Raw genomic sequence first — 15,338 nt, 5'->3', positions numbered from 1 at the left:
TGGTCACCGAACCCGGCCACTATTACGACAAGGCCCTGCAGACCCACGCGGTGCGGTTGATGCCGGCCGAGTACCGGGTCAGCAGCGAGCCGCTGGCACTGGTCACGCTGCTGGGATCCTGCGTGGCGGCCTGCCTGTACGACCCGCTGATCGGCGTCGGCGGCATGAACCACTTCATGCTGCCCGGCGCGGCGGGCAACACCCGCAACGACCTTGCCGATGGCGACATGAGCGCCCGCTATGGCGCGCACGCGATGGAACTGGTGATCAACGACCTGCTCAAACGCGGCGCCAACCGCTCCCGGTTGCAGGCCAAGGTATTTGGCGGCGGCAACGTGCTGAGTGGATTCCACAACGACCCCATCGGCACCCGCAACGCACGCTTCGTGCTGCAGTACCTGGTGGCCGAACGCATCCCGGTGGTCGCGCAGGATCTGGGCGATACCCAGCCACGCAAGGTGTGCTTCTTCGTGCAGACCGGCCGCACCCTGGTGCGTCGCCTGCCGTCGACACGCGACGACGACATCGTCCGCGCCGAGCGCGCCTACTACGGCGACCTCAACCGCGCGCCGGTCGCCGGCAGCGTCGAGTTGTTCTGATGGATGGGCAACGTGTCCGGGTGCTGGTGATCGACGACTCCGCATTGATGCGCCGGCTGATGAGCGACCTGCTGTCGGTCGACCCCCTCATCGAGGTGGTCGGCACGGCCGCCGACCCGTTCATCGCCCGCACCAAGATCAAGCGCCTGTCTCCCGATGTGCTCACCCTGGACGTCGAGATGCCGCGCATGGACGGGCTGGCCTTCCTGGGCAACCTGATGCGGCTGCGGCCGATGCCGGTGGTGATGGTATCCACGCTGACCGCGAAAGGCGCGGCGGTGACCCTGGATGCGCTTGCCGCCGGCGCGGTGGACTGTATCGCCAAGCCGCAAACCGATGTCGTGGGTGGTCTGTCGGCTTACGGCGAAGAGCTGCGAGCGAAGGTTCGCCAGGCCGCAAAGACGCGCACCGGCCACCGCGTGAGCGTGCCAACCCAACCCGTGCCGGCCGCCGCCTACCGACATCCGAACCTGCACGTGATCGCCATCGGTGCATCCACCGGGGGCACCAACGCGATTCTCGACGTGCTGTCCGCCTTGCCGGCGGACACGCCGCCGGTCGTAATCGCACAGCACATCCCGGCGGCCTTCAGCGCGGCGTTTGCCGAGCGCCTCAACCAGCACAGCGCGATGACCGTGCTGCATGCCGGGCCGAGCCAGCCGCTGCTGCGCGGCCATGCCTATATCGCCCCGGGCGGGTTGCACCTGCGTGTCTACCGACGCGGCACCACCTGGCACTGCGGCACCAGCGACGACGAGCAGGTGAACGGGCATCGCCCCAGCGTCGATGTGCTGTTTGAATCGGTTGCGCGGCATGTCGGCTCCGGTGCCGGCGCCGCCTTGCTGACCGGCATGGGCAGCGATGGCGCACGCGGATTGCTGGCTTTGCGCGATGCCGGCGCCTATACGCTTGCCCAGGACCAGCCCAGTAGCGTTGTGTGGGGCATGCCGGGCGCTGCCGTCGCCCTGGGCGCGGCAAAGCAGGTCGCCCCGCTGAACGAAGTCGCTATCCGCCTGCTGGCCCGGGGCGAAGCTCGCTGACCGCGATTTACCGGCCTGATGAGATCCCCCGCACGATGCGGGAATGCGCTCACTGCTCGTTAAAGCTTGTCGCGTTCCCGCCGTTATCCGTAGTGACCGCCCCCCGCAAAGAGAGCAGCAATGGACTCCCGTGTAGTTATCCGTCTGGCCGCACCGCTAGCACTCACAATTCTTCTGTTGTGCGCACAACTGCTTGACTGGCCAAGCGCGGCACGCCTGGGCGCCACCGTGGCCGTTGCGGCCGCTTGGCTGGTGTTTGCCTGGTCCCGGCGCGAGCGCACCCCGCCAGCAGTGGTCCGCGAACAGACCCGCCTGTTGGAGGATCTGCGAAAATTCATCAGTGCCGAGGTGAGTGGCTCACACACGGAGATCGAACGCACCCGCGAGCTGATCCGCGAGTCGGTCGGCAAGCTGGGCGGCAGCTTCGAGGCCGTCAACCGGAAATCCCGCCAGCAAAGTGAGATCGTCACCCGCATCATCGACCGCACCGGCGATGAGGGCGGCATGGACGTGCACCAGTTCGCCCTGCAGGCCAGCCAGAAGATGGAGCAACTGGTCGAGGCATTGGAAGAAGTCAGCGGCCAGAGCGGCAACACCGTGACCCACATTGACGCCATGGCCGAGCATCTGGACGGCATCTTCGCGTTGCTTGAAGACGTCAAGTCAATCGCTGACCAGACCAATTTGCTCGCGCTCAATGCGGCCATCGAAGCCGCTCGCGCAGGCGAGGCCGGACGCGGCTTTGCCGTGGTCGCCGACGAGGTACGCAATCTGTCCGAGCGCTCCACTACGTTCAACGAGCAGATCCGCAAGCTGGCCCACAGCTCCAAGGATGCCATCGCCAAGGTCCGTGACACCGTCAGCCAGATGGCCTCCCGGGATCTGGATCGCTCCCGCGGCGCTCGTGCCGAGGCCGCCGGCATGCTGGAGCGCGTGGACGGCATGAACCGCGGACTGGGCAATGGCATGCGCGAGATCGCCGAATGCGGCCAGGCCATCGACAGCTCGGTTGCCGAAGCGGTACGGTCTTTGCAGTTCGAGGACATCGCCACCCAGGCCTTGACGGCGGCTACGGCCCATCTGGAACGATTGAACCAAATCAACGGCGAGGCTGCCAACCTGCAAGGACTGCTGCATCGCAGCCACAGCGACAACGATGTCCAACTCGCACTCAAACAGCTCATGCAACGCGTCGGACAGATGCGCGGCGAGTGGGAACGCCCACCGCACAAGCCGGTGATGCAGCAAACGATGGATGCTGGCAGCGTGGAATTGTTCTAGGTGACACACTGGGTTGCATGACTGAGACCCCCGACGCTTCTTCCGGCAGGCTCCCGTACTCCGTTCGTCGACACTGGCGTTCGGGGACGAGGCTTTCATGCATTACCGGCGCCGTCGTCGTGGTGGCGATCCTGGCCCGACTCGAGTTCGGTGCAGGCCTCACCCGGGAATTGCCCCTGGGTTTCGCCAGTGCGTTGTTCGGCGCCAGCCTGGCCGTCCTGGCCATCCAGCGCGGCTGGCTCCCGACCTCGAGCGGGCGTCACTCGATCGAAGCTCGCCTGAGGCAACAGCGCGAGGAACTGCGGGCGCTGGCCCGACGCATCATCACCTTGCAAGAAGACGAGCGCAGCACGTTGTCGCGCGAGCTCCACGATGATATTGGCCAGGACATCACCGCCATCAAGCTGAGCGTGATGGCGCTGGAAGATGAAGACAGTTCGCAGCGCACCGCGACCATTGCCGAAATCGGCAACATCGCCGACTCAACCGTGATCAAGTTGCGGAACATCTCGTTGCTGTTGCGCCCCCCACAACTGGACGCGCTGGGGCTGGAGTCGGCCTTGCGCTGGCAGGCCAGCGCGTTGATTCGCCCCGGCGGTCCACGACTGGAGCTGGCGCTGGAGCCATTGCCTCGGCGCCCGGATCCGGCGGTGGAGGTCGCCTGCTTCCGGATCGCACAGGAAGGGCTGACCAATGCCTTGCGACACTCAGGCGCCAGTGCGGTAAGCCTGACGCTGGTATGCGACGGTCATTCGCTGTTGCTCACCATCCATGACAACGGCTGCGGCTTCGATCGCGCGCGAACTCGCGGACTGGGAATGATCACGATGCGTGAACGGGCGCAACAACTGGATGGCACGTTGCAGATCGACACCCAGTCCGGACTCGGCACCCGCCTATCCGCACGCTTTCCCATGCACCGGTCGACCGCGATTTAACTGCCCTGCGAACGCCGCCACGCCGCCAGCAACACGGCAGTGGCGGCCGCGACGTTGAGGCTTTCCACCGCACCGCTGCCGGGAATCGACAGGCGCAGGTCACAAGTGCTGGCGAACGGACGATCCATCCCGGCACTCTCTGCGCCGAGGACATACACCAGGCGCTGCGGCAGCGCGGTAACAAACAGGTCGTCACCGCCGTCGACGACGGTCGCGGCAACGGTGAAGCCTGCCTCGCGCAGTTGGGTGAGCGCATCGGTGCTGCCCGGCAAACGCACCATCGATACCGATTCGGCGCCGCCTTCGGCGACCCGGGCGGCCGCGCCCGACAACGCCAATGACGAATCCTCGGGAAACAGCACCGCTGCGGCGCCGAAGTGCGCGCACGAGCGCAGGATCGCGCCGAGGTTGTGCGGATTGCCGACGCCATCGAGCCAGATCGCGCACTGCGGACCGGCGGCCAGCCTGGCCAGCCAGTCAGGCAGTGGCTCCGGCTCGGCACGCAGGACGTCAGCGATCACACCTTCGTGGTGGGAGCTGGCAGCCAGCTTGCGCAGGTCGTCCTCTTCCACCACCCGATAGCCGATGCGGTTGGCGGAACACCACTTCAGCAACGGCTGCAGTACCGGGATACGCGACTGGGCCAGGTACACCTTGCGGATCGCCTCGGGACGCCGCTGGAACGCAGCACGCACCGCGTTCAGGCCATACAGGCGCAACTCGCGGCCTTGCTTGTCGGACGCGTGCTTGTCAAAGACCGGTTTGCCGGACGCCACGGTATCCGCATCGGCCGCTGCCGGCGCGTCGACTCGCCGCGGTGATTCGGACGACTGGCCCCCTGATGGCACACCACGTCGGCCACCACGCGCCGCACCGCGCGCCCAGGGATCAACGCTCATCTGGACGCTCCGGCGCCTGGCGTGGATCGCCATCACGCTCGTCGGTCTCCACGACTTCCAGACCATCGATGCGACGCTCCCAGAACCGTGCGTTGCGGATTCCCAGGGCCCGCGGGTCGAAGCTGTGTTCTGCGACGCCGAGTTTCTTCTGCGCCTCGTAATCGCGCAACGCGGCCAGCGCGGGCTTTTGCAGGATCAGGATCGCGACCAGGTTGAGCCAGGCCATCAGCCCCACGCCGATATCGCCCAACGTCCAGGCCATGCCCGAGCTGCGCACCGCACCGAAGGTAACCGCCGCCAGCAACAAGATCCGCAGCAGGAAGATCAGCCACGGCCGATGGATCTTGCGGTTGATGTAGGCGATGTTGGTCTCGGCCATGTAGTAGTAGGCAACGATGGTGGTGAAGGCGAAGAACAGCAACGCCAGCGCGACGAAGCCGGCACCGTAGCCGGGGAGGATCGCCTCGACCGCATTCTGCGCGAACGCGGGCCCCGCCACTACGCCGGGCAGGCCCTCCACCAGCATCGCGCCGCTCTTGCCAACCACGTTGTACATGCCGGTGGACAGGATCATGAATGCGGTCGCGGAACACACCAGCAAGGTGTCCACGTAGACCGAGAACGCCTGCACGTAACCCTGTTGCGCCGGGTGGCTGACTTCGGCGGCGGCGGCGGCGTGCGGTCCGGTGCCCTGACCGGCCTCGTTGGAGTAGATGCCACGCTTGACCCCCCACTCGATCGCCAGGCCGATCATGGCGCCAAACCCTGCCTGCATGCCGAACGCGCTCTTGAAGATCAACACGAACATCGGGCCGATCTGTTCGGCGTTGAGGAACATGATCACCAGCGCGACCAGGATGTATGCCAACGCCATGAACGGCACCACGACCTCGGCAAAGCGCGCGATCCGCTTGACGCCACCGAAGATGATGAAGCCCAGCGCCACCACCACGAACGCGGCGGTGACCTCCGGCGGGAGGCCCCAGGCGGTGGTCATGCTCTCGGCGATCCCGTTGGCCTGCACGCCCGGCAGCAGGAAGCCGGTCGCAATGATGGTGACCGCAGCAAACAACCATGCGTACCACTTCTGCCCCATCGCTTTTTCGATGTAATAAGCCGGGCCGCCGCGGTACTTGCCCTCGCTGTCTTTCTCTTTGTAGATCTGCGCAAGGGTGGATTCGACATACGCGGTCGACGCGCCCAGGAATGCCATCACCCACATCCAGAACACCGCGCCCGGGCCGCCGAAGGCAATCGCGGTGGCGACGCCGGCGATGTTGCCGATGCCGACCCGGCCCGACAACGACATGGCCAACGCCTGGAACGAGGACACGCCGGCGACGGAACTCTTGTTGGTCAACATCAACCGGATCATTTCCGGGACACCACGTATCTGCAGGAAGCGGGTGCGGAACGAGAAGTACAGGCCGGCACCCAGGCACAGGGCGATCAGCGCCTTGCTCCACAGGATGGCGTTGAGTGCGTTGACGAAGTCTTCCACGTGTCGGTATCCCTTGGCCGTGAGTGCGCCGAAATCGGCCGGCGACAAGAGTGGCACCTTAACCGGAATTCATCCTGGCGAAAAACCCCGGCAGTCATGGACGGACATGACGCGGGGTTTCCGGGGGGTGTCACTCAGGCGTGGCCACCGACTTCAGGCGTTTCCGCTTCCAGTCGCTCCAGCTCGCGCGACACCGCGTGCGGGGAACGGGTGTACTTCGCCAGCAACACATAGAACGCCGGCACCACGAACAGTGACAACAAGGTGGACAGCGATACGCCGAAGATGATCACCACGCCGATGGTGGCCCGGCTGGCAGAGCCAGGCCCACCGGCCAGCACCAATGGCAGCGCGCCCACCGCAGTCGCAATCGAGGTCATCAGGATCGGCCGCAGCCGTACCCCGGCCGATTCAATGATTGCCTGCTGGATGCTGCGTCCCTCGTCACGCAACTGGTTGGCGAACTCCACGATCAGGATGCCGTTTTTCGCCGCCAGCCCGATCAACATCACGATGCCGATCTGGCTGAACAGGTTGAGCGTCCCCCCGGTCGCGGCCAGCCCGACCAGCGCCCCAAGCACCGCCAGCGGAACCGTCAGCATGATCACGAACGGATGGATGAAACTCTCGAACTGCGCCGCCAACACCAGATAGACCACCAGCAGCGCCAGCGCGAACGTCAGCACCACCGCACTGCCCGCCTTCTGGTACTCGCGTGACTCACCCTTCCAGTCGACCTGCGCGTACTCGGGCAACTCGGTGCTGACCACGCCTTGCAGGAACTCCAGCGCCTCGCCCATCGTGTAACCCGGCGCCAGACCAGCGGTGATGGTGATCGCGCGCATGCGGTTGAAGCGGTTGAGGCTGCCCGCCTCGGCCAACTCGCTCAGCGTGACCAGGTTGGACAGCGGTACCAGCTCGCCACTGGTCCCGCGCACCTGGATCGCCGACAGGTCCGCCGGCGAAGCTCTGCCTTCGCGGCCGGCCTGCACGATCACGTCGTATTCCTCGCCGTCCTGGACGAAGGTCGTGACCCGGCGGCTGCCCATCATGGTCTCCAGCGCATGACCGATATCGGTAACACTCACGCCCAGGTCGGCGGCACGCTGGCGGTCGATCTGCACCCGCATCTGGGGCCGGGTTTCCTTGTAGTCCGAGTCCACCGAGAACAGTCCCGGGTTGGCTTCCATGCGCTTCATCATGGTGTCACGCCATTTGGCGATCTCGACATACTCCGGGCCACCCAGCACGATCTGGATCGGCTGCCCACGGCTGCCAACCAGACCTCCACCTACGCGTGGCTGCGCGCGCACGCCGGTCAGCTGGTCCAGGTCGGCCCGCAACGATTCGGCGACTTCAGCCGTGCTGAGCTCGCGTTGGTTCCAGTCCTGCAGGAACACGATCACGTTGCCGGTGTGCATTTCCTCGGTGGCACCCCAGCCACCCGGTGCCCGGGTGTTGTAGCGACGGATCGCGTTGTCTTCGCCGGTATGGGCGGCCATGATTTCCTCGACCTGCTCGACCTGCTTGACCGTGTAGTCGAAACCCGCACCTTCCGGGCCGGTGATGGAGACGAAGAAGGACCCGCGATCCTCGGCCGGAGCCAGTTCCGATGGCACCACCTGGATCAAGCCATAACTCAGCACCAGCGCACCGGCCATCAGTACCGCCACCAGCCAGCGCTTGCCGAGGTGGCGTCCCAGCCAGCCCTGGTAGCCGCCACTCACCTGGACCAGCTTGCGGTTGGTCCAGCGGTGCAGCCGGTTGGATTTCTCCTGGTCGTGGGGACGCACCAGCAGCGACGACATCATCGGCGTCAGGGTCAATGCGACAAATGCCGACAGCGCCACCGCCCCGGCCAAAGCGACCGACAACTCGCGAAACAGTCGCCCGATATTGCCTTCCATGAAACCGACCGGCAGAAATACCGCCACCAGTACCGTGGTGGTGGCGATCACCGCAAACCTGACCTGTTGCGTGCCACGCACCGCGGCGACCAGTTTTGGCTCACCAAGGTCGGCGCGCCGCTGGATGTTTTCCAGCACCACGATCGCGTCGTCCACCACCAGTCCGATCGACAACACCAGCGCGAGCAGGGTCAACAAGTTGATCGAGTAGCCAAACAGGTACAACGGAATGAAGGCCGCCACCAGGCACACCGGCACGGTCACCGCCGGGATCAGCGCCGCGCGGAAACTGCCCAGGAACAGCCAGATCACCAGCAGTACGAGTGCCATGGCCTCTGCCAGCGTCCAGTACACGCGCTTGATCGATTCATCGATGAAGACGGTGTCGTCGTAGGCGACAAAGATGTTCATCCCTTCCGGCAACGTCTTCTGGATCTCCACCGCCTCGGCCTTGGCCGCGCGGGTCACGTCCAGCGCATTGGCCGTGGAGGTCTTGACGATTCCCAGTCCAATGTTCGGCTGGCCGTTGCTCTTGTAATAGGCACGACGCTCGGCCGAGGCGAGCTCGACCTTGGCGACATCACCAATGCGCACCACGTAGCCGCCTTCACCCTGCTTGATCGGGATCTGGGCGAAGTCGGCGGGGTCCTCATACTGGCGGGCAACACGCAAGGTGAAGTCGCGATTCTCGGACTCGATCCGGCCGGCCGGAAGCTCCACGTTTTCGGCCCGCAGCGCCGTCTCCACGTCGCGCGCGGTGACCCCGCGCGCGGCCATCGCGGCACTGTCCACCCAGATCCGCATCGCATAACGCTGACGCCCACCGATCCGGACCTGGGCGACGCCATCGAGGCTGGACAGGCGGTCGGCGATGTAGCGGTCGGCGTAATCCGACAGCTGCAGCGTATCCATACCGGTCGCGCTCATGTTGAGCCAGATGACCGTGTCCGAATCACTGTCAGCCTTCTCCACCTCGGGTGCATCGGCTTCGTCGGGCAGCCGGTCCGCGATACCACTGATGGCGTCGCGCACGTCGTTCGCTGCCGCCTCGATGTCACGCTCCAGGGTGAACTCCAGGGTCACCGCCGAGCGTCCGTTGACGCTGCGTGACTGGATCATCTCCACGCCCTCGATGCCCGACAACGCGTCCTCGAGCACCTGGGTGACCCGGGTCTCGACCACGGCCGCCGAAGCGCCCGGGTAATTGACATCGACCGAGACTATCGGTGGATCGATCGCAGGCAGCTCGCGCAGGGTCAGGCGCGAGAACGCCATGATCCCCAGCACCATCAACAGCAGGCTCATCACGGTGGCAAACACCGGCCGGCGGATGCACAGCTCGGAAAGGTTCATGCGCCCGATGCCACCTTGTCTGCGGCAGGCTCGACCGTGATCGTCGACCCCTCACGCAGTTTGCCGGTGCCATCGACCACCACCGTGTCACCGGGTTGCAGGCCGCTGACGACCTCGGCCACGCCCTTGCCCCGACTGCCGATCATCACATCGGCACGTTCCACCTTGTTGTCCGCCCGAACCCGGTAGACAAACGAGCTACTGCCCACCTGGACAATCGAGATCTCCGGCACCAGCAGCGCCTCGCGCTCGGGCCGGATCAAGGTGACCTGCATCAACATGCCGGGAATCAACTTGCGCTCGTCATTGGCAAACTCGCCGCGTACCACCACGGAGCGGGTCACCGGATCGATCCGGGAATCAATTGTGCTGACGATGCCGGTAAATGTTCGCTCGGGCCAAGACGCGCTCTCGGCGGTCAGCACCTGGCCTATCGCCAGGTGGCCCAATGCGGTCTCCGGCACCGGGAAGTCGACATAAACCTGCCGGGTGTCGTCCAGGGTCGCGATCGGAGTGCCGGGAGTGACCAGCGCACCCGGACTGACCTGGCGCAAGCCCAGGGTGCCGGCAAATGGCGCCCGGATCACCCGGTCCGACAGCTGCGCCCGGATTTGTGCCATCTGCGCATTGGCGGCGTCGCGGGTCGCACGCTGGCTGTCCAGTGATGAACGCGCAATCAGCTGTTGCTTATCCAGCCCGACCATCCGCTGATACAGGCCATCGGCCTCGTCGGCAGTGGCTTGTGCCTCTGCCAGCGCTGCCTGCTGCTGACGCCCACTCAGGGTCACCAGGGGCACCCCGGCCTTGACCTGGTCGCCGCTGTCAAAGTGAACTTTCTCCACCGTCTCGCTGACCTTGGCGGTAATGATCACGGACTCGCGCGCCTTGACCGTTCCCAGCGCCCGCAGGGTGTCGTTCCAGGGCTGCATCTGAAGCGTTTGCGTCGTCACCGGGATGGCATCGGCGGCGGCCGCCTGAACGGCCTCCTCGCTACAGGCGGCTAACGCCAGGGCAATCAAAATCGCGCAAGCTGCGCCTGGTCGGGTGGGGATTCGCATGCTGTGTCCGGATCGCTCGGAAAAACGGATGGGGGGGTGCAACCGCAACTCCGGTGAGTCTAGCCGGAGCCATGTAGCGTCCGCGTGGGCCATAGGTTGGCCGGCCGACAACCGGGACCGTCACGGCATGCCATGGAACCCTGTGTTTTGCTGCAGCTACCGATACTACCGTCGGGCCGTGACATTCTTGCCCTCGCCCCCCCGAAACGAGCCCATCCCATGATCCACGACAGCATTCTCGAGACCATCGGGCGCACCCCGGTGGTGCGCCTGCGCAACCTTGCCCCTGCCGGCGTCACGCTGTACGCCAAGGTGGAATCCTTCAACCCCGGCGGTTCGGTCAAGGACCGGCTGGCGCTGGGAATCATCCTGGATGCCGAATCGCGCGGCCTGCTCAAGCCCGGCGATACCGTGGTGGAGGCCACCTCGGGCAATACCGGGGTCGCACTGGCGATGGTCTGCGCGGCGCGCGGGTACAAATTTGTCGCAGTGATGACCGAGACCTTCTCGATCGAGCGCCGAAAGTTGATGCGCGCCTATGGCGCCAAGGTGATCCTGACCACCGCCGCCGAGCGCGGCACCGGCATGGTTCGCAAAGCGCAGGAACTGGCGACCCGGCACGGCTGGTTCCTCGCCGACCAGTTCGCCAATCCGGCCAATCCTGCTTACCACCGTCAAACCACCGCAGCGGAGATCCTGCAGGATTTCGCCGGCCGTCGACTCGACTGCTTCGTCTCCGGATGGGGCACCGGTGGCACCTTGACCGGCGTTGGCGAGGTGCTCAAGGTCGCCCGTCCCGACGTCCGTATCGTCGGGGCGGAACCCGCCGTTGCCTCGATGCTCGCCGGCCAACCCTGGCAGCCGCACAAGATCCAGGGCTGGACACCCGATTTCGTGCCCGAGGTGCTGAACGCCGAGGTGGTGGACACCCTGGTCCCGGTCGATGACCTAGTGGCACGCGACTTTGCCCGCCGGCTGGCTCGCGAGGAAGGCATCTTCGTCGGCCTCTCCGCGGGCGCCACCGTCGCCGCCGCGCTGGAAGTGGCACAGACCGTCGACGAAGGCTCGGTGATCCTGGCGATGCTGCCCGACACCGGCGAGCGCTATCTCAGCACCTTCCTGCTGGAAGACGTCAACGAAGGCTCCGACGACGATTGGCTGGCCGGATTGCCGTGAGGGCTCCGGTGTGGTGCATTGCGCCTTTGGGTTCCGGTGCATTGCGCCTTTGGGTTCCGGTGCATTACGGCCTTCGGCCTAAAGCACCCTACGGACCACGGATCGAGGTAGGGCGTATTAGGCCGAAGGTCGTAATACGCCGAATGCCAAATCGCGATACAACCAACGCAACGCAAAACGCCGGCATGAAGCCGGCGTTTTGGTTAACCCGATATCGACCGGGCGAAGATGAATCCGGTCAAGCCAGCTTCCACTCGCCTCGCGCGGCCAAACCGTTGTCGCGGGCGCGGGCGAACACCATTTCCTGCGCCTTGCCGATGTTGCCAACCAGGTCCTTGGACCAGATTTCCAGCGCCGCGGCCTGCATCGCGCGGCCGTAGGAGAAAGACAGTGGCCACGGGTTCGGGCCGGCCAGGTTCATGGCATTCAAGTGCGCGGTGGCGTCCTGGTCGGACTGCCCGCCGGAAAGGAACACGATGCCCGGCAGGATCGCCGGCACGGTCGACTTCAGGCACTGCAAGGTGGCCGCGGCGACTTCCTCTACCGATGCCTTCTCGCCGCTCTTCGACCCCGGCAGCACCATCGACGCCTTCAGGATGGTGCCTTCCAGCATCACGTTGTGCTCGTACAGCGAGCCGAACAACGAGCGCAAGGTGATCTCGGAAACCTCGAAGCAGGTGTCGATGTCGTGGTTGCCGTCCATGATCACTTCCGGCTCGACCATCGGCACCAGGCCCTGCTCCTGGCACAGCGCGGCGTAACGCGCCAAGGCATGCGAGTTGGCCTCGATGCAGGTACCCGACGGGCCGTCTTCGCTGATATTGATCACCGCGCGCCACTTGGCGAAACGCGCGCCCAGCTTGTAATACTCCTCAAGGCGCGCACGCAGGCCGTCCAGCCCTTCGGTCACCACGTCGCCCGGGAAACCGGCCAGGGCGTGGGTGCCCTTGTCGACCTTGATGCCGGGGATGATGCCGTTGTCGGCCATCAGTTTGGTGAACGGCACGCCGCCCTTGGTCGACTGGCGGATGGTCTCATCAAACAGGATCGCGCCGGAAATGTGCTCACCCAGGTTCGGCGTGCTCAGCAACATCTCGCGGTAGGCACGCCGGTTCTCCTCGGTGCACTCGATGCCCACGCCATCGAAACGCTTCTTGATGGTGCCGGTGGACTCGTCGATCGCGATGATGCCCTTGCCCGGGGCAACCATCGCCTTGGCGGTTTCGGCAAGCTGTTCGATGCTCATGGATTTCCTGCAAAAGGTGGCTGAATAGCCTTCTAGTATAGCTGGCAGCTCGGGCAAAGGCCATTGCGAAACAGTGGCTTACCGTTCATCACAGCTCGTCCGGACCTTCCGCCTTGCCACCTTCTCCGACCTGCAGCAGGCGCAGGGTGTTGGTCGCGCCACGGTGCTCCATGTGGTCGCCGCTGGTGAAGATCACCCGTTCGCCCATGGCCAGTTGGTCTGCGTCGAACAGTTGGCTGATGGCGCTGCGGACGGCGTCCTGGGTGTCCAGTCCACGACTGTCGAAGCTGAGCGGGATGACGCTGCGCATCAGCGCCATCTTTCGACGTGTACCGGGATGGCGGGACAGGCCGAAGATCGGCACCGGCGCACGAAACCGGGACAGGAAGCGCGCGGTGCCACCCGACTCGGTCATCGCCACGATGGCACGCACGCCGATGTGCTCAGACACGAACATCGCCGCCATCGCGATGGCCTGATCGGCGCGTTGCAGGTTGCGTGGGGCGGCCTCGAAATCGGTGTCGTGGTCGAACTGGCGCTCCGCGCCCAGGCAGATCCGCACCAGCGCCTCGACCGACTTGACCGGATACCGGCCGGCGGCGGATTCGGCCGACAGCATCACCGCATCGGTGCCGTCGATCACCGCGTTGGCGACATCGAGCACCTCTGCCCGGGTCGGGATCGGGCTTTCGACCATCGACTGCAGCATCTGGGTGGCGGTGATGACCACCCGGTTGCGGGCCAGCGATTCGCGGATGATTTTCTTCTGCAGGCCGGGCAGTTCGGCATCGCCAATCTCCACGCCGAGGTCGCCGCGGGCCACCATCACCACGTCGCTGGCGTCGATGATCTCGCCCAGGTTCTCGATCGCCTCGGCACGCTCGATCTTCGACACCAGCGCGGCGTCGCTGCCCGCGGCGCGCGCGATCCGGCGGGCGTCGTGCATGTCGGCGGCGGTGCGGCAGAACGACACCGCGATGAAATCGGCGCCAAGCTGCGCGGCGACCTTGATCAGTTCTTCGTCGTGCTCGGTCAGCGCGCCCAGCGACAGCCCGCCGCCCTGTTTGTTCAGCCCCTTGCGATCCGACAGGTCCCCGTCGTTGAGCACGCGGGTGATGATGCGCTGGCCTTCCACCGCTTCCACCCGCAGTTGCATCATGCCGTCATCGAGCAGCAGCACGTCGCCCGCGGCGACATCGCCGGGCAAACCGAGATAACTGACGCCGACCCCGGATTGCGTGCCCGGCGCGGCATCGGCGCTGGCCAGCAGATCGAAGCGGTCCCCGGCACTGAGGCGCACCTTGCCCTCGGCGAAGCGGTCGATGCGGATCTTCGGCCCCGGCAGGTCGGCCAGGATGCCAATCTCGCGGCCGACCTTGTGCCCGGCCGCGCGCACCGCCTCGGCCCGTGCGACATGCGATGCCGGGTCGCCGTGGGAAAAGTTCAACCGCACCACATCGACACCGGCGGCGATGATCGCCTCCAGCACGCCGGGCGCGTCGGTCGCCGGGCCAAGGGTGGCAAGGATCTTGGTACGTCGCAGCAGCGCGGCCATCGGCAGACTTCCATGCAAGGGATCGATCAGATCACGCTAGCACGTCTTCACGTCCGTCCTGCCCGATACAAACCACTGCCGGCCCGCCCCTCGGATGGCCCGGCAGGCAACGCGAGAACCCGCGATTCGCGGGTGGATCAACCCCCCAGCAGACCCGGCAACTGCGCCGGCGCGGCGGCCAGTACCTGGGCACCGGCGGCGCGCAACTCCGCCTCCCCGCCAAACCCCCACAACACGCCGATGTTGCGCATGCCGTGATGGCGCGCACCGTCGATATCCATGTGGCGGTCGCCGATCATCCAGCACTGTGACGGAATCAGCTGCAGCCGCTGCAATGCCTCGGCGATCAGCTCGGGCTTGTCGCTGCGGCTGCCGTCGATGGTCGCGCCGATCACATCGTCGAAACGATGGCCGAACGGCAGGTGGTCGACGATCTTGCGCGCATGCGGCTCGTTTTTCGCGGTCACCACCGCGAGCCGGTGGCCGTCGGCATGCAGCGACTCGATGACCTCGTCGATCCCGTCATAGAGGTCGTGCTCGGCCCAGCCGTGGGTCTCGAAACGCTCGCGGTAATGCTCCACCGCAAGCTCGACATCGGCGGGGTCGTCGAACAGCGGGCCGAAGCTGGTACGCAGCGACGGCCCGATCCAGCGTCGCAGCTCCGACTGCGGCGGCACTGCCACGTTCATCTGCGTCAGCGCGTGGGCCACGCAACGGGTGATGCCGACCGCCGAGTCGATCAGCGTGCCGTCCATATCGAAAAACAGGGTGGGTTTCATCGGTGC

General features: G+C 65.5%; 12 protein-coding genes. 5 read left to right on the top strand and 7 right to left on the bottom strand.

Going from position 1 to position 15,338, the window contains the following annotated elements; genetic code table 11:
- Window positions 1-59 precede the first annotated feature (59 nt).
- The 4 genes from cheD (at window position 60) to ACW5DN_RS00295 (ending at window position 3,858) form a co-directional block, all read left to right on the top strand.
- The gene (gene cheD / locus ACW5DN_RS00310; protein WP_456962906.1) at window positions 60-599 is read left to right on the top strand and encodes a chemoreceptor glutamine deamidase CheD; all 540 of its coding nucleotides are present in this window, start codon (window positions 60-62) and stop codon (window positions 597-599) included.
- On the top strand, window positions 599-1,639 hold the full coding sequence (locus ACW5DN_RS00305; protein WP_456960779.1) for a protein-glutamate methylesterase/protein-glutamine glutaminase: 1,041 nt from the start codon (window positions 599-601) through the stop codon (window positions 1,637-1,639). The genes cheD and ACW5DN_RS00305 overlap by 1 nt, the downstream gene beginning before the upstream one ends.
- Before the next feature lie 120 nt (window positions 1,640-1,759).
- Window positions 1,760-2,920 carry a methyl-accepting chemotaxis protein gene (locus ACW5DN_RS00300; RefSeq protein WP_456960778.1) on the top strand — a complete coding sequence of 387 codons (1,161 nt, stop codon included), beginning with the start codon at window positions 1,760-1,762 and terminating at the stop codon, window positions 2,918-2,920.
- 17 nt (window positions 2,921-2,937) lie between these two features.
- The gene (locus tag ACW5DN_RS00295) at window positions 2,938-3,858 is read left to right on the top strand and encodes a sensor histidine kinase (RefSeq protein WP_456960777.1); all 921 of its coding nucleotides are present in this window, start codon (window positions 2,938-2,940) and stop codon (window positions 3,856-3,858) included.
- On the opposite strand, the gene ACW5DN_RS00290 is transcribed toward ACW5DN_RS00295, so the two are convergent.
- The 4 genes from ACW5DN_RS00290 to ACW5DN_RS00275 all read right to left on the bottom strand — a co-directional run bounded on the left by ACW5DN_RS00290 (window position 3,855) and on the right by ACW5DN_RS00275 (window position 10,576).
- Window positions 3,855-4,757: a TrmH family RNA methyltransferase gene (locus ACW5DN_RS00290; protein ID WP_456960776.1), complete on the bottom strand. Its 903-nt coding sequence runs from the start codon at window positions 4,755-4,757 to the stop codon at window positions 3,855-3,857. The genes ACW5DN_RS00295 and ACW5DN_RS00290 overlap by 4 nt on opposite strands.
- Window positions 4,747-6,258 (bottom strand): alanine/glycine:cation symporter family protein, encoded by a 1,512-nt coding sequence (locus tag ACW5DN_RS00285; protein WP_456962905.1) that lies wholly within the window; start codon window positions 6,256-6,258, stop codon window positions 4,747-4,749. Before ACW5DN_RS00285 ends, ACW5DN_RS00290 begins: the two co-directional genes overlap by 11 nt.
- Before the next feature lie 134 nt (window positions 6,259-6,392).
- Window positions 6,393-9,518 carry an efflux RND transporter permease subunit gene (locus ACW5DN_RS00280; protein WP_456960775.1) on the bottom strand — a complete coding sequence of 1,042 codons (3,126 nt, stop codon included), beginning with the start codon at window positions 9,516-9,518 and terminating at the stop codon, window positions 6,393-6,395.
- Window positions 9,515-10,576 carry an efflux RND transporter periplasmic adaptor subunit gene (locus ACW5DN_RS00275; protein WP_456960774.1) on the bottom strand — a complete coding sequence of 354 codons (1,062 nt, stop codon included), beginning with the start codon at window positions 10,574-10,576 and terminating at the stop codon, window positions 9,515-9,517. The genes ACW5DN_RS00280 and ACW5DN_RS00275 overlap by 4 nt, the downstream gene beginning before the upstream one ends.
- 219 nt (window positions 10,577-10,795) lie before the next feature.
- Here ACW5DN_RS00275 and cysK point away from each other — a divergent pair, with 219 nt between their 5' ends.
- A complete protein-coding gene (gene cysK, locus ACW5DN_RS00270; RefSeq protein WP_456960773.1) occupies window positions 10,796-11,752 on the top strand; it encodes a cysteine synthase A in 957 nt (318 codons plus the stop codon).
- A 238-nt stretch (window positions 11,753-11,990) separates the two neighbouring features.
- On the opposite strand, the gene ACW5DN_RS00265 is transcribed toward cysK, so the two are convergent.
- From ACW5DN_RS00265 to ACW5DN_RS00255, 3 genes are all read right to left on the bottom strand, one after another.
- Complete coding sequence (locus ACW5DN_RS00265) at window positions 11,991-12,998, bottom strand: class I fructose-bisphosphate aldolase (RefSeq protein ID WP_456960772.1); 1,008 nt, start codon at window positions 12,996-12,998, stop codon at window positions 11,991-11,993.
- Window positions 12,999-13,086: 88 nt separating this feature from the next.
- Window positions 13,087-14,553, bottom strand: a complete 1,467-nt coding sequence (pyk, locus tag ACW5DN_RS00260; RefSeq protein WP_456960771.1) for a pyruvate kinase — start codon at window positions 14,551-14,553, stop codon at window positions 13,087-13,089.
- 137 nt (window positions 14,554-14,690) lie between these two features.
- Complete coding sequence (locus ACW5DN_RS00255; RefSeq protein WP_456960770.1) at window positions 14,691-15,332, bottom strand: HAD hydrolase-like protein; 642 nt, start codon at window positions 15,330-15,332, stop codon at window positions 14,691-14,693.
- Window positions 15,333-15,338 lie beyond the last annotated feature (6 nt).

Source organism: Lysobacter sp. A289, from assembly GCF_054072675.1.
The sequence above is the reverse complement of the archived record's forward strand: the minus strand, read 5'-3'. Positions and strand labels throughout refer to the sequence as shown.